Genomic DNA, 20,134 nt, shown 5'->3' on the forward strand with positions numbered 1-20,134 from the left:
GAATTCAAACTCCTGACTGCTCAATGAGTCCTCGATAAAAACCACACAATCATTGACGCTGCAAAAGCGATGAATAGAAAATTATGTAAAAATTACGAAATTACGTAGAAGAAATTACGTAGATATATGAACACGACCCACTTTTAAATGGCCGAACTTGTCCTTCCTCAATATCATGACATATATTTTTTGCCAGTTCGTATTCATTGCTCATAAGTTGTTTTTGGGGTTGTTCAACCAAGCAATAGCGTAAAGATAATATTGGTCTTTTCAAAATTGATAATAATATTGATTTTTTTACCTTTGTTACCCATATTTTGACAAACACCAAGGAAAAGAATGAATGAAAAATCACTTAAGAGACATAATTGAAGGTGTATCGAATACCTACGGCGATGACTTTTTAAATAGTATTACATTGCAACTGAATAAAGTGATTGGCGCCGATTATACGTTTATAGCGCGATTAGATAAGGCGAAAAGGATGTCTGAGACCATCGCCTTAGTGGTCAACAATCAACTGGTTGATAATATTAAATACTCTTTAGTTGGAACACCTTGCAGTAACGTAGCTGATGATTCTGTATGTTGCTATCCAACCGATGTCTGCAATTTGTTTCCAGATGATCAGCTATTAGTTGATATGTCAGTTCAAGCCTATTTAGGGACTCCCTTACATAATTCGAAAGGGGAAGTGATAGGGCTGATAGTGGCGCTTTATCAACATCAGTTAGTTGAGTCTGAATTTGTCACAGCCTTATTCCAGATTTTTTCAGGACGGATCTCTGCTGAAATAGAGCGACAAGATTATGAGTCAAGTCTAAAAGACTTTAACCGCCACCTTGAAGAAAAGGTGGCGCAACGCACAGTGTCATTAACACAAGCATTAGATGAGTTAAAACACACTCAAAAACAACTCATTGAATCAGAAAAGCTGGCATCACTTTCAAATATTGTTGCTGGTTTAGCACACGAGCTTAACACACCGTTAGGCATTTCAATTACCTCGCACTCGGTTTTAGAGCAAAAGCATATCGAACTGACCGGGCATGTAAAAAATGGCAAAATATCACTCTGTGAAATGAACCATTACATTGAAGCGGTAGACGAAATCTTATTACTGCAAAAAAATAACCTGCAACGTTCGAAAGAATTAATAGACAGCTTTAAAAATATTGCGGGGAATCAACTTTTTAGTGAAGCAACAAAAGTGAATTTCCATCAATACTTGCAAAACTTTATCACCACCATTAAATACCAAGAGCACGGCAAGCAGTTTGATATTGTCCTAAAAGGTGATACAGATGTACGGATCGATACGGTACTAGGTGTGCACAATCAAGTATTAACTAGCTTGGTTCAAAACAGTCTTTTGCATGGGTTCAAATTCGAACATGATAATTTGATAACTTTGACCCTGACCCAGCAAGATGACTGGGTTGAAGTCCGTTACCATGATAATGGCGTGGGCATAGAACAAAGTGCTATCAATAAAGTGTGCGAGCCATTTTATACCTCCGCACGAAATCAAGGCCGAGTTGGTTTAGGTTTAGCTATCGTCTACTCGTTGATTAAGCGCACCTTATATGGCGATATATCGATTTCTTCTCATGATGAACTGCCTCAACGCGGTTTTATGTTAACTTACCGTTTTAAGAAATAATTTATTCGACTAATTTGAGTGAAACTCGCGATTGTCAACCGTGATAGTTCGGTTGCTACCAAGCTTATTTCTAATCCTCGTCGACCGCCACTGACATAAATACAAGTAAAATCGCAAGAATTATACAGACACCCACTTTTAAATTATCAAACAACAAACGTACAGTGCTAATACATGTGTATTTTCACTCCAAAAGTATCTAAACAAATTATTGTTTGATTTTATTCGAGGATTGGAGGCTCTAAAACACAGTGACAGGCGCAGTTTTACCTACTTAGTTAGCATATGAATGGGGTTGTATGTGTAGGGTTGATTGGTGATTTAGCCCAGCAGCTTTTCACACTGGCTGATGTTGGTTCGCCGCTTTATTTCTAAATGGGAAGAATTATACAGACATATATGGACACGACCCACTCATGCTTGCAAAGTGGGTCGTGTCCATATATGTCAATGTTATTTTATTTAGGTCTATTGCAAGTAAACTCAACATAGTTATCGTTGAAAATAGCCACTGGAGATAGATTTATTATCCAGAGTTCAGGTTACTTAATAAATACCACTTATTTTCTCCCGCAAAATAAATACTATTGACAAGACCAGTAAAATACATGCATTGTAAAAATCCCATCAAAGGAACAAAAAGGAAGTAATGTTATGAAAAAAAATGTAATTTTATCTATTGGGTTGGTGTCTACAATATTGTTTACTCAGTTAACTTCGCTGAAAGCACTGTAGTAACCTCGCAAGGTGATAATGCGTGTGTTGTCGATGAGAATGGCGGGTTAACTGACTCCGCTGGCGGTAATGTTTGGAAAAAACAAATTCCATCAATAAATTAAACAGTTAAAGTAGAGTGGCTTTGCCACTCGTAAGGATAGAGATGAAAAAAATCATATTGTTAATACTGGTTGTTATTTTTATTGGATGCTCCAGCTATTACCTAACTTTACAAGCGCCTAAGCAAATGTCTCAAGAAATCACAGTGGCAACTAAATATCCTATCAGTCAACAATACCCTGACACCGAATCTTCACAACAAAAACAAACCACACAACCGACTTTACCCTTAAATAATAACAGAGCTTCACTTAAAAGAGACTATAAGCAAAAAGAAACTGATAACCAAAATGGTCCTAAAGTAACGCAAATTGTTTCTTTTGATAGCTTAGTTAGCTCCGATGGGCACAAAGATTATTTCAATCCTGACCCTATAGAATCATTAACAGTTAACGAGGTCCGCTCATTAATTTCAGAGCTTGCATTAAATCTAACAACCAATCATGCTAGTAATATCAAAGAACAATTCAACGCTATCGCCATTGAACTTGAGCAATCAAACCAAGCGTTACGAATGGAAGATGTGCAATGCTCCGATCAGTTATGTGGATTTATGTTTCAAGCTGAACATCATGATTTAATCGACTCGACATTAGATGCTTTAACCCGCGATCAACGCCTAAAAACAACTTGGAAAGGTGGCACAATGCGTATTATTGAAGATAATGGCAGTTATTATGGTCTTTTAATCGCGTCTATCTCTGATAACCCCTTAACAATTCAATAGAAACCAAAAAGGTCACCCATTAGAAATATAACATACATAAGCAGGTGCACTAAATACGGTTAAAATCAGTGCCGTAATTAAAAATAAAGTTGCCATTTACTTGTATCCTCCATGAAAGCTATTTAACGCCTCACATAACTCAAAATAACTTCTATCTTCTGTTATTGACACTTGGCCGTCAGCGAAAACCTTTAATAATTTACTATTTGGAACATACTCTGTTCTACCATTGCAATTAACCTTATTAGGAGCGCCGTAATAAATACTAAACTCAAAATATTTAACACTTCCATCTTCATTCACAGCAGCATCTTTGATAATGAACTCAATATCTTTTACTTGAAGTGATGTCTCTTTTTTTAAAGGTTCTATATTAGGAGTGAACCAACCATGTTTAGCCGTAGAAATCCGTAATTCTCGGATCCTTCGATCTGAATCAATTGTCGGATAAAACTCTAATATAGTTTCACCAAAAGGATGAGGTATAGAAATTTCATAAGTGATTTTTTTAAGTGGCAACCATTTAAAATCTAGTTGAACACTTGCATTAAGCGCACCTGAAAAAGTAAATAGAAATGTAAATACTGCTCGATTCATCATAAAAATATAACGAGTCTGTAGATTTACTCGTTTTTAATTTGTTTTATTAATCAACGAACAATAACTGAGTTCCTATTTTGATTCAATCATTTAGGCAGTTTTGCGGCTTTTCGATATTATGAACCAAGCAATACAGTTGCCATTGGGCATTCACTTTCGTTTGTCCCCGTAAGGTCAGTTTATTCATGCCTTTGTTTACCGTAATATTGCCGAACACGAGCTCTATACAGCCAAGTCGGTTACCATCAAATAACAAAGACACCCACTCTAATTTGATTTCGTCTGGGTGTTTTGCATGAATAACGAGGGTTAAATCTTACATTGTGCAGCCCTAGACACATCACCAATTCAAAGTATTCGCTATTGGCATACATACCTTGTCGCAACATAAAACCCTTGCTACAAAACAACCTCAATTTATTCTGAGGTACAGGTTCTTTGTCTGTCCTTGCCCACGCGACAACGTTAGCAATTTGCAAAGCAATTTTTTGAAGATTGAAGCGAGTGTTGATTTAACAACACGAATGCTTTGATAAAACTCTCGGGCTCACGTCCAACCTACAGGTCGAAGCCACTCGGGTGCTTCCCTATTTTTGTGCTTCATAAAAGGTAATAAAAGGTTGCGCGGTTCTTAATGGTTGCTCCAACATGGGTAAGTGGCCAGCATTGTTAAGTATGTCTATATGCGCATGTGGCAAAACCTGTTTGAGCCCGTGGGCGCCCGAGACGTGTAAGATGCGATCTTGATCACCCCACGTAATGAACACGTTGCCATTGTAGTGCTGTAACACACTGTCGAGCGGGTTATTGAATTCTGGCTCGCCATGTTTAACTGAATGGATTTGCGAAAATATTTTGCTGTTTAGTGCCAGCCGTTGCTCGGCCATGGCGCCAAGGTGATTGAGGACCAAATTAGGTACGAACGGTTTTTTGACAAATAAATGGCTATAGAGCACGTTAAATTCTGATGGTGTGCGCGGCAATACCAAAGGTTGCTGCCCTGCCTTCATTGCCTTAAACATCTCGCTATGCGCTGAATTTTCGACCCCTAAAGGGCTTATGAGCCAGAGATTTTTTATGTAATTGGGATAGGTGGCAGCAAAATGACCGGCAATGTAGCCACCCATTGAACTACCGCCAAGATGAAACTGAGTTAACTCAAGTGCATCGACTATTTTTTTTAGCCGCCTGACTTGGCTTTGTACATCGTAATCGTGTTGTATCTCATGGCTACTGTTGCCAAAACCCGGTAAATCTACCGCAATCACGTCAAAGTGGTCGCCTAAATAGCCTGCAATTCGGTTCCAATGATCTTTGTCGGCCCCAAAGCCATGTAGCAGCAACAATGGTTCGCCCGAGCCACCACGTAGGTACTCAATGCTGAGTTCATCAACCTGTAAACGCGCTAAGTATAAACGCGCAATGCTGCGTTCTATACTCAGTAAAAAGTGATACAAGGTGGATGTTGGTGTGATCACATACATCACCACGCACACCAGAATGAGCAAGCCAACCACTATCAGTAACCAATCCATCGTGCGTGTCCTTATTTATTTTTACTTATTTATTTTATAAGTGCAGCATTTCATCGTATCGTCAGCTGTTTATTTGATGGCGATGTGGACTTCAATTTCATTGCCATTTGGGTAAAACTCAAAATCAGTGGTGTACAGCCGATGGTGAGCAACGTTTTGGTCGCTGAAATAATTCCACACATCTGTCCACGCTTCGATGGCGATATCGGGCATGTTCCCTTGGCGCTTAAAAACCAAGTATTTTCCCTCTTGCAAGGTAATGGATGTGAGCTGCGCACTGCTTGGGTATTGCGCCCCATCAAACCCCGCTAATACGGTAAAGTCACCGTTGTAATCAGATTCATACTGAAAATAAACGCCATAGACACGCTCCCCATTTTTGTAATCAACGGGCACGGTGTGATCGAACGTTTGCCACAAGCCGGGAATTTTCCCAGTTTGTGGGTTCATCTCGGTCGCATTGTTTGTTCGTGTGCTGAGTCCATTAATGGTTTTTTCTTCAACAAATCGTATTTCCATTTTAGTTTTATCCTCGATATGCCTTGTTTTTCGGTAAAAAATAACGCGTACTCTATGTACTGTCTGCCTCAGTGACCATCAATAGAATTCCCTTACTCTCTATTGAGCAAGGGCTTATCTACAGTTAAGCGATGAGTTTATTTACCAACTTTATCCCCTTCAAAACCAATCACTTGTGCATTGGCCCAGTTAGCGCAAGCAGCTTGTTGGCGGGTATTTTGACTATACGTGCGCAGGCTCAACTGTTTGACACCGCGAATATCAAGCTCGGGCTTGACCACGGCTGGCGGGGTGATTTCGCCGCTATCAAATAACAGTTTGTTATCTGCATAAACCTGAAAATTCACTTTTGCTCCTGCTTCGCAGCTGTCATCAATGCCCACATCGGCTCTAAAGGTGTGCCAATGACCCGACAAGGTATAATCAATTTGGCTGTGGCCATCAACACCGAGCCCTTTGTTAAAACCAAGGCCATTCATTTTCATGGCACTGGTGTTACTTGGGTGCCAGGCTTTGTCTTTTTGCACGCCTTTTTTGCTTCCGGTGGTTGCGTTATCCCATGTAGCCGCCGATAAATACACGCGCTGTTTGTCACGCTTTGGTTGTGGTTGCTCAAGTAATTTAAATTCACCGATTGCAATGGGTGTCACTTGCATGGGAATAAACGCGTTAAAGGCTTCACCTGTCGGTTTATCGTCTTTATTTGCGGTGACAAAGCTACCTTGGTCGTGGGTGCTGACAATTCTAAAGCGTAGTAAGCTGCCCGGTTTGGCATCAAAGGTGACTTTTTGGCTTTCTTGTACACGGGCTAAACTGCCTGTTGCAATTGGCTCGCCCCATTGGCCGTTGACATCACTTAAATACACTTCGTAATCTTTGACTTGTGAGTATTTCCAGTGTTTGTCATTACGTGGTGCAATCTCAAACCCTTCAATCATTCGGCGCTCGCCTAGGGCAAGTACAAACTCATGCGGCCCTGTTTTTAAACTTTGGTCGCGGATGGTTCTAAACCAAGTATTTGGGTTGTTATCAAAGGCATTTTCCATCGGGTGACCCGGCTCTTCAAGGGGGCGATTTAAAATCAGTAAACTATCGGCCGAAATCGCATTGCCGTAATCGGGCATGGTTGGATAAGCAGGTGTTGCTGTGAGTCTTAGCCCATCGTTCACACGTAGAGTCACGTTATACTGCTGATTAACCGCAACTTTTTGTGTTTTAACATGCACCACACCAAATTGAGTGTTGGCATCGTAAAACCAGACATTTTGACCTTGCTCAAAGGCCGTTTGCGTAGAAACCTGTGTTAGAGGCTTGCCGTCTAATTCGACGTTGTCTGGCAAGACACGGGTATGCAGTTGTAACTGATAGACCCGCTCAGTCTCCATACCTTGATATTGCCCTTTAACAGCGCCAATGTTGACCGTGATATCACCCGCTTTATTTTGAGGTGCATCGACTTTAATCAGCTGCTTACTAAACGCACCCTGTTGGTAGTGGCGGGTATGACCATCGTCTTCATAGATTTCGAACGAGGACTCGCCAAATGGGTAAATATCGAGTGTTAAGGTATCTTTTGCCACGTGCCCATCATATAAAGCTTCTGGGTACATAGGTAAAATGGCGCCCGCTTTAACGAACAGCGGCAGTTTATCGAGTGTGACTGGGTAATCAATTTCTCGGCCTTCTTTAGGGGCGTCTGTGACTGTGCCATCCCAATAATCAATCCACTGCCCTTGCGGTAAATAGACGTCTTCACGCCAGCCATTGCTGCCCGCTTGCGAACGAAACACTGGTGCAACCAATAAACTTTCGCCTAAGAAAAACTGATTTTTATATTGCTCGGTAAATGCATATTGATCATTGGGGTGATCCCACATTAAACCACGCACAATGGGCGCTGCGGTTTGTTCGGCCTGATGCGCTAAGGTGTACATATACGGGGTTAAGCGCATTTTTAGCTTGAGGTATTTGCGGTTAATTGAGCGATATGGCTCGTCAAACCACCACGGATGTTTACGCGCCGCTTTTGACCAGCCCGACATCCCCATTAATACCGGTGTAAAGGCTTTCCATTGTAAGTCACGCATGTAGGTTTCTGGACTGCCGCCAAAAATACCGTCGACATCACCTGTTGCATACACTTGTCCTGACAAGCCTGAGCCGATTAAAGTCGAAACATGCCAACGAATATAATCCCAACTGCCAGACTGATCGCCTGTCCATGTTACCGCATAGCGTTGAATACCCGCCCAGCCCATCACTGTCCATAAAAATGGCCGTGAGTCTGAGTTATCTAAAATCCCTTGCGCTGCACTTTGATTCGCGTCCAGTGCAAACTGATAGCCTGCGCCTGTCCAAGCGACATCAAGTTTTTGTGCGCGGCTGCCCGCCTCGCCCACTTCCCACGCAATTTTATCAACGCCATCTTCAGTCCACAGGCCTGTTTTAAAGCCAAGCTCGTTTAACCCCTCAATCACCTCGGGTAAATTGGTATATCCGCAGCCATAGCCATCATTGGGTAAAATCCAACCACCCGGCATGTCGTGTTCGCGGTATTTTTTGGCAACCGACTCAATCACATCTGGCGTCGTACCAGTTGGGCCATCGCTCCAGCCATCAGGAACTGTTCCGGGCTTTTTCACGTTATCGCCATCGTTGTAACAATCGGCATCGCCGTATTCAAACGCCCAACGCGGAATAAGTGGCGCTTTACCCGATACATCGGTGTAAGCGTCTAATACATCTGCAATATTATCACCAACAAAATAATAGGCATCAAAGCGGTTTTCTTGATGCTCGGCAGTGAGGTATTCATCTGAGCGAAAATCATATTGGCCGTTGCTCCACGTATTGCGCAGCACACCATAGCCTTCACTGCTCATGTAAAAAGGTGCGGGGCTGGGTCTGTCGCCTTCTTCCCAGCCACCCGAGTAAGAAATATCGAGGATCTCACCTTTAAACTCGAAAGCGCCATTTTGCTGACCGCCCCCCATGAAATACTCATTTTTATGAGTTGTGAGGGTTTGATAACTTGATTTTTCGGTCAGTTCGATTGGTTTTACTTCTTGCCAAATAGCCGTTTTATTATCTGGACGGTACAACTCAAAACGCAGCGGTTGATGATACACCCTAAGCGCCATTTTAGACGTAGTCAGTAGCGTGTAATCGGCAAAATCAGATTGCTTTACAGCCACTTGACCAAAGTCATTTTGTACCACGATAGGTGCGGCTTTATTATTTGCTGGAAGTAATTTTTCTTGTCCTGCCCAAATTCTTACAATATCGTCACGCAAAAAGTTGATTTGAACTTGTTCTTTGTCTTTAGTTTCAACATCAAATTGATTGTTTTGTTGCGTGAGCGTATGGATTTGACCCAAAGGTTTAGCGTGTAAGCAAGCACTATACACAGCTGGTAAAAGCGCAAGTAACAGTGCGCTTTTTCGCAGTAGAATATGATTCATAGTTGACCTAATTAGCCCAGAGTAATTATTAATTTTTATCCGTTTCAAATCCTATAGCCAAATTGAACTATAAAAAATAAAACGTTAGCTATAATTGGAACGAACTAATAGTGCACAGACTCTGGGGCAGAGTCAAAAGAATGAGGTCAAACACTCACACATCAGACCATTGAATAGGTAATCTAAGTCGTCACAATGGCACAATAATTTAGGTCACCGACTTAATTAATTTTTGACGATAAGTAACCGCGCTTTACCACGTTTGTGCTCATTTACAGGCTTGGTTAAAGGAGTAATAACAGGGGCTTGCAACTTGTAGCCTTTAATATCATGAGTAATCGATGAATGTAGTTGTTCTAAGCTAAGTTGTAACTCAGCTCGAAATTCTGTGACAAATATGGGTTCAGCCGTATTGAGGTCTGTAACTGAGTCTGCTTGTAATACATCGGTCAAATTAAGACTTAATACTGATAGGCTTAAAAGTGCAAAATTCATGTGTTTACTCAACCCTAAGTTTAAAAATCAACCTCAGAGTAAGCTCACACTGTGACAACAAAAGTACATTTAAATTGCAGCAACATGAAAGTGCTTTTAGCTGTTCATTCATTTATTAACTAAGCGATGGTACAATTACACTTTAGTTATTTAAGAATGCAATTTCATGAGCAATACACAAGCAAACAATCCATTACATGGTCTTACTCTGGAGAAAATCGTTTCTACGCTGGAGCAGCAAATAGGCTGGGCTGAAATGGCAAAGGAAGTGAACATTAATTGTTTTCGTAATGACCCAAGCGTTAAATCAAGCTTAAAATTTTTACGCAAAACACCTTGGGCCAGAACCGCTGTTGAACAACTTTATTTAGACCGTTGCCAGTCAACATTTGTGTGGCCTACACTAAAAAAATAAATGCTCAGCAAGCTGAGCATTTATTTAGCTAATTTCATTTTTATTTGTCGCTGAGCGCTAATTTTAAAACTTGTGCATGCTCTGCAAGATCAAGCCCTAAATCGGTTAAATACCCGCCATCTACTTTATCAATAATGCCTTTTGCAAAAAGGCGTTGTGCCGCTTCTATTACTGCGGGTTCTGCGTCAGCATGGATCTTAATTCCTTGCATCATGCTATTGTCAGGAAACGTTAAAATTAAATTTAATTCATCAACCATTTTTTTATTAAATAACATATTACTAGCGCCCAATCCTTTCTTATTGTTGTTTATAAGGTAGACCTTTTAAATCCAAAATAAAAGTTAAAAATCACTCGCTCGTGTTTTAAATCAAATTTACCTTTGAATTCATTTAGCAAAAATAATTTACCCTACTAAAATATTAATTTAAGGGACTAAATTATAGGCGTACTATGAAATGGATATATTCAAAAAACCTGTTGCAATTATCGATGACTCCCCTGCATTACTTTTGGTTTTAAAAGCCCACTTAACACAGCTTGGTTTCCAGTTTATTGATACTTTTAATTGTGCTGATGCCGCACTAAAAAAAATCAAAACGAATATCGACTTTTATGCCGCTGTATTTACAGATCTAAACATGCCAGAAATGGATGGGATGGAATTTATACGGCATCTTGGCAAAAATAACTATTGTGGTGGCGTCATTATTATTTCAGAAATGGATAAAAAGGTGATTACGTTGGCATCTGAACTTGCCAAAGAAAATAATACGCACCTGATTGGCAATATTGCAAAACCGGTTGACCCTAGCAACTTGAAAATGATCTTATATAAACTCAATGATTTCATTTGTAGAAAAGACAATACCCTTTTTCAGCTCACCGAGTTAGATCTTATTAATGCCATTAAAACAAACCGGATATTACCTTATTACCAACCTAAAGTTAGTAATTTAGATAACAAAATCTATAGCATTGAAGTCCTTGCTCGAATTAGCTCAGATAAGAGCAATCAAGTAATACAACCTAGTTTATTTATTCCCACCGCTGAAAAATACAACTTAACCGATGCCTTTTCGTTCCAATTATTTAGTAAAGCGATGGCCGATTTCAAACAGCTAAGCCAAAGTTTTGGCCCTGATTTAAAAATAGCCCTTAACTTATCGCCCACGCAACTAACCGACTTTTTAATGCCGAAAAAAATTGATGAGCTTAGAGAGCAATATGGTATTTTATCGAAAAATATTATTATTGAAATTACTGAAGAATACGCTCTCAAAAGCAATGCTCAGCTTGAAACGCTTAATCGTTTAAGAATGCGCGGATATTCGATTTCACTTGATGACTTTGGTACTGGGTTTACCAACCTCACGCAACTGAGAACTTTGCCTTTCACAGAGATTAAAATCGATAGAAGCCTCATCCGTGATATCCACATCGATAACTTTTCCCAAGTAGTTGTTAACTCACTAGTACAAATTGCTCTAGAACAACAATTTACGTTAGTCGCTGAAGGAATTGAGAATTTTAATGAGCTAGAGTATTTACAAAACCATTTTAAGCACGAAATATTACTACAGGGGTATTTAATTTGCCGCCCAAAACCATGCAATGAGCTTATTGCATGGCATCAAAATTGGGTCAGTCATGTTTTAACCTAATCATTATTTACCAATATTGCTCGACCGTTATTTGCCCAGGCTCTGTGCGTCGATTGCGCGTAAACCCCAGAGCTTGCAAGATTTGGCTACTTTCTTTCACCATAGCCGGGTTCCCACAAATCATATATTGGCTGTTTGCAGGTGTAGAGACCACATTAAAATGCTTTGCTAACAAATGGGTCGTTAAAGCTGATGTGATGCGCCCATTTAATCCACACTGATTGTATTGTTGACTCAATACACTGACATACTTTAACTCAGGATGAGCTGCCATAAGCTGATTAATAAGCGGTTGATAACTTAAATCCCCCTCTTTGCGAACACCATGAACAAGGTAAATTTCGTTAAATTTTTGCCACACATCATTGCTTTGTAAAATAGAAAGAAATGGCCCGATAGCGGTCCCCGTTGCTAATAACCATAATTGCTCTGCCGCTGGCACTTCATCAATCGTAAAAAAGCCACTTGCTTGGTCAGCAACTTGAACATAATCGCCCTTTTTTAATGCACACAATGGCGGGCTTAATTGTCCATCTTCAACATGAATAAGATAAAACTCTAAATTTGGATCTTCAGGTGCATTTACAAATGAATAGGCACGTGCAATTCGTTTTCCATCTTGATCTAAGCTAAGTTTTGTAAACTGCCCCGCTTTAAAAGGTGCAATATCTGCCTCAATAATTAAACTAAATAATCGTTCGTTCCACCAAACAATGTCTTTTACTATTCCAGTTTGCCAATTTGCCATAATGTTGTCCTTTTTGAGTGCTTCGATTAAGCATAGACGAAACTGGCTAAGTGCTTTTATTTAGTAAGCTCATACAAGGTAATAAATCACTCTCAAGCAGCTATTTTCAACTAACTGTGTTTTATTAACGTGCAATAGGCCAGTATCGAAAAATGAGCTAAGTAGCATGTGTGATGATCAAAAAAGGATGGCCTTCGCCATCCTTAATAATTACAACATATTAAAACGCTGTGTTATGGATTTGCTTTTAGTGTTAGCGTAACACCAGATGTTGCTGCGTAACCGCTCAAATCGATATACCAAGTCCCTGCTTTTGGTGACGAAAAGCTACATGATTCTGTATTGCCATTTTTATATGGACGACAATCATATTGGCTGGTCGTTGATTGCTCACCAAAACGCACATACATATCCGCATCACCCGTACCACCGGAAATAGCAATAGTCATGTTGGCATAACCTGCAGGTAAATTATAGGTGTAGCGTGTCCAAGCCCCTTTGGCGACAGTAACATTATTCACTGTTTCGCTGATTGGTTGTAAAGAGCCCGTACTGCCTGCGGTATAACTGCCAGTAAGTGTTAAACCAGAAAATCCTGCATAGGCTTTTAAACGAACATAATATGTACCGCCTGCCGATGTAAGAGCACAGTTTTCAGCATTACCATTGGCATATGGGCGACAGTCAAAGCTATTATCATCAGGTGCTGAACCAAATTTTACATAAAGATCGGAATCACCTGTTCCACCTGATGTAGCCACTTTAATATCAGTCGCACCTGCTGGAACCTCAAACGTAAATAAAAGCTCTGCATTCGTTGCAGCAGATAAACCTGTTTTTGGTGTACCATTTACCAATACTTGTGATCCTGTCGGTGGTGTTGTGCCGCCTGTTGGACAACTTCCTACACCCACAGCACACCATGCTGTTTCTACAGCAGCTTTTTCTGTTGCACCATATAAGTCTTGTGCAGCTTGCGCTGTACCCGTTCTTGCTGCAGCAAAGTCAGTCGATTGTGTAAAATAGGTTGTTAAGGCGCGGTAGAAAATCTTTTCAGCTTTAGCTAAACCAATGCTAGGGACATTTGCCGTGGTTTTATTACGAGGATGCGTACCACCATCTACCAATAATGCATAGGCTAAATTTGCAATCCCTGAGTTACCATGAACACCACCACGATCATTTTGATCTGATGGGCTGTTAGTAAACGGAATACGCTCTGGATAATAATCCTTTGAATAACCATCTTGCGTTGGGTTATTCATATAACGTAAGCCATCGCCAGCCGTACCTGGTGTGTAAGAACCCTGACCTAATTTCCAGATTGGTTGTGTAGAGTTACGTTTATACGCATCTGCAGACACGCCTAAAATATCAGACCACGCTTCATTTAATGCACCTGATGCATTTTGGTAAATTAACCCAGCAGTATATTCAGTCACACCATGGGTTAGTTCATGACCGATGATATCAAATGATAATGTGAAATCGGTAAATTGGCTGCCATCACCTTCACCATAAAACATTTGGTTATTATACCAAACTGCATTATTCCAGTTACTGCCAACATGAACATTTGAATTCATGACTAAGTCACTGTTATTTATACCATTACGATTATGCTTATTCTTGTAATAGTCATAAACAATAGACGCACCTGAATGAGCACGTTGGGCAGCTGCATCGGCACATGATTGCGATGTTGAACATAATAATTGACGTTGTGAGCTATCGTTATAAGGGCGATTATTATGGGTATAGGTATTGTATTGCTTTACAGAATGTACTTTAGCATGACGAGCAATTTCACTCAGCGTGCTGAAATCGAAGAACACACTATCATGCTCAAAACCGTTTATCCCTTGATATTTAACCTCAATTTTCCAAGCAAGTTTTGTTTCTTTGCTAAGCGGTAAATAAACATAAACTAACTGAGCACTTGATATTACCTCGCCCATTTCACTGGCTAACTCGTTCAGATTGGCGGTACTTTGAGTTTGATTCATACCTTGTAATGTCAGCGATGGCACCTCATCTGCGACAGCTAACGTACCGCTCAATGCAAACAACTCAGATCCTGAAAGACTCGCTGATGAAGTGGCTGAGCCACTGGTCGTTGTAGCATGCGCAATTAAACTGGTTCCATAAACTTGTAAACCATTGATGGTTTGATTTAAGTGTGTATGAAGCTTGCCTAATTCGTCAATCCATTGCCTTTTAATAGAAAAGTCTTCGTTGCCTTTTGCACCATAGCTCGCCTCAGCAATAATAACCTGTTTAACCGCAGCAATAGTATTACCCGCTGCGACAGCGCCCAATTCACCCGTTAAAAAAGTCACCTGACCTTGCTCATCAATTGTTTTATTTGTAACGCTAATATCTTGTGCAAATGAGCCATAACTTTGGCTCATTAAGAGAAAAGAAAGTAATGTCGTTATTTTATTTATTTTAACCATGAGATATTCCTGTTATTTAATTACCCTTAAAAGGGAACACAACTGTACCACCAACAGGTAATATGAAACAAACATTTAACAAACATTTATTTAACAATTTGCTTATTTTTTAATTTAAATTTAACCACTTAAAATCAATAACTTAAACTTTAAAAGAGCAAATAATAGACAATAATAGACAATAATAGACAATAATTTATTAATATTTTATTCGAATAACGTTATATCAATCCGAAATACTCAACAATCACACCGGCAAAACATGTATAAATAAATCTAAAAATTAAATAAATCCTGATCGATATCAACACTTGTATGAAGTCGGTACATTAAAGTCTGGGCACTATTTAAAATATGTGTGGTTAGAATGGAACATCAAACTCAAGAGCACGCTTTGCAAGCAGATATTTTGGAACAAAATCAACAAATGCAATTTAATATTGAGCAGGCATTCGAGCGCCTTCTTGATGATAAAAACAATCAAATCAATGCACTAAGCAACCAAATTGAACAGCTTAATAAACGAAATAAGATGCAACAAGCTCATATCGATATTGTTGAACAACAATGGCAGATCAGCAATCAACAGCTCGAAAGCGCATTATTAAATCAAACAAGTGCTTTAACACCACTGCACAGCTCTCATCATAACGATCAAGAATTCATTGAATTAACTGCAAAAGTAGAAGAATTACAAATGAGCCAAAAGGTGCTCAATCATCATTGCAGAGATTTAAGCGAACGTAACCAACAGTTAAATCAGGCACTAAAATTAAGTGATGAAAAATTACAAAAAATAAATACATTATTTAATAAACAAACGGCTGATTTTCTTCACATGCAAAATGACTTTAACATCAGTAAAAAAGACAATATCCAACTAAAGTCAGAATTACGCCGCTACCAAGAGGAACTGAACATTTTAATGGGCACATACTATGATGGTGTGATCAATAAAAAGAAAAAAATCAGTACGAACTTACCTGACTGATCACATTAATGTGCAATATCTTGTACTAAGGGATGATAACCAAGTGTTTTTAAATGTGTGCGATAGACAGACTCGTAACCGCCACTTTGCACAAATTTATCAATTGCTTCATTAACAAGTAAGCACAAGGATACATGACTAAACCCCATTGAGGTATAACCGGCAGGGAATATAGGGTGGAACTCGAACTCATCGATACTGAGCGCTTTTTTTCTTAATTGTTGCAAACTATATAAAAATATAAATTTATCACCAATACTGACATCAACTAATCCTTGTGATAATAACAAAGCTTGTTGCTCAGGTTGAGAAACCTCTTGATAATGCTGATTATGAGTGAGCGAATTTCGATATTCATCACCCAGTAATTTAGTCGCATTTTGATAGCTGACTACTGAATACTGCGCAAGCTGAGAAATATTATCAATTACTATAGAGTGTTTTTTTTGCGTAATAGCGACATCAGTAAACCGGAAAAAAGGTTTTGTTAAACAGGTGGTTGCCGTTGTTTTTTTAAAAATATTAGCGGCTCCATCTAGCCGATTTGCGGCCAAATCTTGCTCTAAACGGCTATTTGAAAGCATAAATCGGTAACTTACATCATACTGCGGTAAGTATTTAAAGACACCATCAATTAAATCTTTAAACAAAGCTGGCTTGTTTTCATCAGCAAACATGGGCTCAAAATTACCTAACCCGATTATTAACTCTGTTTTTTCTAAGGTAGTTGCATGAGAATATGGAATAAAAAACAGTGCCAATAAAAAAGTAGGGAAAGCTTTATACTGCCTGTAACCAACCGATTTCATCCGTCTATTCCAAAATAAGAAAACGCCCTTAAATATGCCTAGTATCAGGTAAACATGCAAGATTTGCATTAAATGAGGCTTTAAACCTTGCGCTAGATCAAAAAAAGGGCCTTAAAAGGCCCTTTGCTCTAGTATCGTTCAAATTTTGTGTCGGTCTTAACCCCTTAAGACTTAGACATTCCCTTTCGGGATCACTTAATTAAACCAATCTCAATTAAGCGTTCAGTCAAATAATCATTTGACGAAATCGACTCCGGATAACGATTAGGGTTATCTTCGGTCACACACGTTGCCAGAGTTTCAATCATAAACTCTGGATTCGGGTGTAAGAAAAATGGAACTGAGAATCGGCTGTGTTTGGCGCCGTCACCCGGTGGATTAACCACACGATGGGTTGTTGACGGTAGCACATTATTCGTCAACCTTTGCAGCATATCCCCGATATTAACAACAATCGTGCCTGGAATTGTTGTCACAGGAATATACTCACCATCACGAGTGAGGACCTCCAAACCAGCCTCCTCAGAACCGACAAGCAGCGTTATAAAATTAATATCTTCATGTGCACCCGCTCGAACTGCAGGTGTTGCTCCTTGTAAAATAGGCGGATAATGAAGCGGACGCAAAATTGAATTCCCATGGTCAATTTTATCGTCAAAGTAGTGTTCGTCTTGACCCAAAAATAACGCAAGTGCAGACAAAACTTGGCGACCAAGCTCATCCAATGCCTCATAAAGCGGATAAACATCAGCTTTAAATTGCGGTACTTCAGCAGGCCACACATTGGGGTATAAACCCTCAACCAATTGTTCTGGTGCAAGTTCACGCCCTACATGCCAGAACTCTTTTAAGTCTGGATGCGGATTATCTTTGGCTTTCTCAACACCCATACCGGTGTAACCACGGGCACCACCGATATTAGCGGCACTATATTGCTGCTTCACATCGATAGGTAAAGCAAAGAAAGTACGAATTGCATCATAGGCCTTTGCAACCAATTCGGTATCGATACCATGACCAACAATGCCACAGAAACCAAACTCACGGTACCCTTTGCCTAGTTCTGCAACAAAGCTCGCTTTATCTGAGTTAAAACGCGAAATATCTAATGTTGGAATCGTTCTAATTGTCATTAAATGTCCTTAACATAGCTGACCTTATCCTAGTGACAGGAAAAAGCCGGCGATGGCGGCACTCATCAGATTGGCCATAGATCCAGCCATAACCGCTCTGAGCCCTAGGCGGGCGATATCCTTGCGACGACTAGGTGCCATGCCACCTAATCCGCCTAGTAGTATTGCTATCGACGATAAGTTAGCAAAACCACACAGCGCAAAAGTAACGATTGCTTGTGTATGCGCACTTAACGTATCGCGATAATTAATAAAGTCTAAATAAGCAACAAACTCATTTACAACCAATTTTTGACCGATGAAACTACCCGCAATAACAGCTTCATTCCACGGTACACCTAATAGCCAAGCCACTGGTGCAAATACATAACCTAAAATTTCCTGAAGTGTTAACGTTGGATGATTGAACCAACCGCCTACACCACCCAATAAACCATTAAGTAGCGCAATCAATGCAACAAATGCCAGTAACATTGCGCCGACATTTAAGGCCAACTGCATACCATTTGCAGCACCAGAGGCTGCAGCATCAATCACGTTGACCGGTTTATCATCTGCGTTTTCAACATCAGATAAGTTATCTTTTGGGGTTTCAGTTTCTGGCACCATCATTTTTGCCATTAAAAAACCACCTGGTGCAGCCATAAAACTTGCAGCGATTAAATACTTAAGCTCGACACCAATAATGACGTAGCCCGCCATGACCGAGCCAGCTACGGTAGCAAGACCACCCACCATCACAGCAAATAACTCTGATTTTGTCATTGTCGCGATAAATGGCTTTACGATTAATGGCGCTTCAGTTTGACCAACAAAAATATTAGCGGTAGCTGAAAGTGATTCAGTGCGCGATGTTTTGAGTAATTTTTGCAGTCCTCCACCTAGAATCTTAATAATCCAATCCATGATGCCAATATGGTAAAGCACTGCCACTAAAGCAGAGAAAAATACGATGACAGGTAAGACTTGAATGGCAAAAATAAACCCTAAAGTGTCTTGCTGTGCTAATGGCCCGAACAAAAACGAGATACCATTATTCGCATAACCAATTACCGATGACACCGCAGCTGAAACAGCAACCAGTGCATTTTTACCCGCCTCAAAAAACAAGACAAAGCCGCCGATAATAAACTGCATCGTAAAGGCAATTCCAACTGTTCTTAAACTAATTGCTTTACGGTTTGTTGAAGCTAAAAAAGCCACCAACAGCAGTGATGCCATACCGACTAAACTCATGATCGTTGTCATCAAATTGTTCCCATTATTATTGTTGTAACAGCTGTTTTATTTTGCTTTTGATGATATCGATCGCAACACGATTCTTACCACCACGAGTGACCACAAGGTCAGAGTTATATTTTGAAGGCTCTATAAACTGATAAAACATCGGCCTTACAGTCGAGGTATATTGCTCAATAACCGATTGCAACGAGCGCCCACGTTCTTCCATATCTCGTTTCATTCTGCGCATTAAACAAATATCAAGAGGTGTATCAATAAACACTTTGATATTAAACTCATCGCATAGCTTTTTATCACAAAGCAATAAAATGCCTTCGACAATTAAAATTTTTGCTGGCAGTACTTTTCTTGTTTTTCCACTGCGAGTATGTTGAGAATAATCGTAAATTGGTACATCAACTGACTCACCTCTGCGTAACTGATTCAAATGTGACAGCATTAATTCATGTTCAAACGCGTCAGGATGGTCATAATTTGTTTGCGTACGATGCGCAAAGGGCAAATGAGATTGGTCGCGGTAATATGCATCTTCTTCAATGATAGCAATTGCACCTGGTTCGAGCTCATTAACCAATTCACTATAAATAGTTTGGCTAAACAGAGACTTACCTGAAGCTGAAGCACCAGCAATCGCTATAATAGTTCGGGTCACAAGTATTCACACCTAAAGGATTAAACTCAAAGAGCTTAACAATACCAAAAAAGAAAAAAAGAATCTCAACTGACGCTTTCAAAGTCACAAATTTATCGTTTTTGCTAAAGAGCAAACAGGACAATTGTCCTGTACGACAAAATCAACAAAATCATAAAGTGTAATGACTGACGAGACTTTCAGACAG

Annotated in this window: 17 protein-coding genes and 1 pseudogene; 5 read left to right on the plus strand and 13 right to left on the minus strand. The window is 39.8% G+C overall.

Annotation, left to right across the window (positions count from 1 at the left end):
* Positions 1 to 343 precede the first annotated feature (343 nt).
* Together AC3KZC_RS18575 and AC3KZC_RS18580 are read left to right on the plus strand one after the other, a co-directional pair.
* Positions 344 to 1,663, plus strand: a complete 1,320-nt coding sequence (locus AC3KZC_RS18575) for an ATP-binding protein (protein ID WP_490577651.1) — start codon at positions 344 to 346, stop codon at positions 1,661 to 1,663.
* An 880-nt stretch (positions 1,664 to 2,543) separates the two neighbouring features.
* Positions 2,544 to 3,227, plus strand: coding sequence for a hypothetical protein (locus AC3KZC_RS18580; RefSeq protein ID WP_490577650.1), 684 nt, complete (start codon positions 2,544 to 2,546; stop codon positions 3,225 to 3,227).
* Positions 3,228 to 3,323: 96 nt separating this feature from the next.
* On the opposite strand, the gene AC3KZC_RS18585 is transcribed toward AC3KZC_RS18580, so the two are convergent.
* From AC3KZC_RS18585 to AC3KZC_RS18610, 6 genes and pseudogenes are all read right to left on the minus strand, one after another.
* Positions 3,324 to 3,827, minus strand: coding sequence for a hypothetical protein (locus AC3KZC_RS18585; RefSeq protein WP_490577649.1), 504 nt, complete (start codon positions 3,825 to 3,827; stop codon positions 3,324 to 3,326).
* A gap of 82 nt (positions 3,828 to 3,909) precedes the next feature.
* Positions 3,910 to 4,065 (minus strand): annotated as a pseudogene (locus AC3KZC_RS18590) (transposase); the annotation flags it as partial.
* 349 nt (positions 4,066 to 4,414) lie between these two features.
* Positions 4,415 to 5,362 carry an alpha/beta fold hydrolase gene (locus tag AC3KZC_RS18595; protein WP_490577648.1) on the minus strand — a complete coding sequence of 316 codons (948 nt, stop codon included), beginning with the start codon at positions 5,360 to 5,362 and terminating at the stop codon, positions 4,415 to 4,417.
* A 69-nt stretch (positions 5,363 to 5,431) separates the two neighbouring features.
* On the minus strand, positions 5,432 to 5,881 hold the full coding sequence (locus AC3KZC_RS18600; protein ID WP_490577647.1) for a GyrI-like domain-containing protein: 450 nt from the start codon (positions 5,879 to 5,881) through the stop codon (positions 5,432 to 5,434).
* A gap of 137 nt (positions 5,882 to 6,018) precedes the next feature.
* The gene (locus tag AC3KZC_RS18605; protein WP_490577646.1) at positions 6,019 to 9,342 is read right to left on the minus strand and encodes an NPCBM/NEW2 domain-containing protein; all 3,324 of its coding nucleotides are present in this window, start codon (positions 9,340 to 9,342) and stop codon (positions 6,019 to 6,021) included.
* Between the two features lie 225 nt (positions 9,343 to 9,567).
* On the minus strand, positions 9,568 to 9,837 hold the full coding sequence (locus AC3KZC_RS18610) for a hypothetical protein (RefSeq protein ID WP_490577645.1): 270 nt from the start codon (positions 9,835 to 9,837) through the stop codon (positions 9,568 to 9,570).
* Positions 9,838 to 10,003: 166 nt separating this feature from the next.
* Between AC3KZC_RS18610 and AC3KZC_RS18615 the strand changes: the two genes are divergently transcribed.
* Complete coding sequence (locus tag AC3KZC_RS18615) at positions 10,004 to 10,252, plus strand: VF530 family protein (protein WP_490577644.1); 249 nt, start codon at positions 10,004 to 10,006, stop codon at positions 10,250 to 10,252.
* 40 nt (positions 10,253 to 10,292) lie between these two features.
* On the opposite strand, the gene AC3KZC_RS18620 is transcribed toward AC3KZC_RS18615, so the two are convergent.
* Positions 10,293 to 10,529 (minus strand): TIGR02647 family protein, encoded by a 237-nt coding sequence (locus AC3KZC_RS18620; protein ID WP_490577643.1) that lies wholly within the window; start codon positions 10,527 to 10,529, stop codon positions 10,293 to 10,295.
* 181 nt (positions 10,530 to 10,710) lie between these two features.
* Between AC3KZC_RS18620 and AC3KZC_RS18625 the strand changes: the two genes are divergently transcribed.
* Entirely contained in the window at positions 10,711 to 11,916 is a 1,206-nt protein-coding gene (locus AC3KZC_RS18625; protein ID WP_490577642.1) for an EAL domain-containing response regulator, read from the plus strand.
* Between the two features lie 7 nt (positions 11,917 to 11,923).
* Here the strand turns inward: AC3KZC_RS18625 and AC3KZC_RS18630 are convergent, their stop codons facing one another.
* Positions 11,924 to 12,664 (minus strand): ferredoxin--NADP reductase, encoded by a 741-nt coding sequence (locus AC3KZC_RS18630; protein ID WP_490577641.1) that lies wholly within the window; start codon positions 12,662 to 12,664, stop codon positions 11,924 to 11,926.
* A 233-nt stretch (positions 12,665 to 12,897) separates the two neighbouring features.
* Positions 12,898 to 15,120, minus strand: a complete 2,223-nt coding sequence (locus tag AC3KZC_RS18635) for a M4 family metallopeptidase (protein ID WP_490577640.1) — start codon at positions 15,118 to 15,120, stop codon at positions 12,898 to 12,900.
* A 367-nt stretch (positions 15,121 to 15,487) separates the two neighbouring features.
* Between AC3KZC_RS18635 and AC3KZC_RS18640 the strand changes: the two genes are divergently transcribed.
* A complete protein-coding gene (locus AC3KZC_RS18640) occupies positions 15,488 to 16,111 on the plus strand; it encodes a hypothetical protein (RefSeq protein WP_490577639.1) in 624 nt (207 codons plus the stop codon).
* A 5-nt stretch (positions 16,112 to 16,116) separates the two neighbouring features.
* On the opposite strand, the gene AC3KZC_RS18645 is transcribed toward AC3KZC_RS18640, so the two are convergent.
* The 4 genes from AC3KZC_RS18645 to udk form a co-directional block, all read right to left on the minus strand.
* Positions 16,117 to 16,920 (minus strand): substrate-binding periplasmic protein, encoded by an 804-nt coding sequence (locus tag AC3KZC_RS18645; protein WP_490577638.1) that lies wholly within the window; start codon positions 16,918 to 16,920, stop codon positions 16,117 to 16,119.
* Positions 16,921 to 17,111: 191 nt separating this feature from the next.
* Positions 17,112 to 18,053, minus strand: coding sequence for an isopenicillin N synthase family dioxygenase (locus AC3KZC_RS18650; RefSeq protein ID WP_490577637.1), 942 nt, complete (start codon positions 18,051 to 18,053; stop codon positions 17,112 to 17,114).
* Between the two features lie 24 nt (positions 18,054 to 18,077).
* Positions 18,078 to 19,301 (minus strand): NupC/NupG family nucleoside CNT transporter, encoded by a 1,224-nt coding sequence (locus AC3KZC_RS18655; protein ID WP_490577636.1) that lies wholly within the window; start codon positions 19,299 to 19,301, stop codon positions 18,078 to 18,080.
* Between the two features lie 16 nt (positions 19,302 to 19,317).
* Positions 19,318 to 19,947, minus strand: coding sequence for a uridine kinase (gene udk / locus AC3KZC_RS18660; protein WP_490577635.1), 630 nt, complete (start codon positions 19,945 to 19,947; stop codon positions 19,318 to 19,320).
* Positions 19,948 to 20,134: the final 187 nt, after the last annotated feature.

The sequence above is a fragment of the Pseudoalteromonas sp. J2K-J031 genome, from assembly GCF_058197095.2.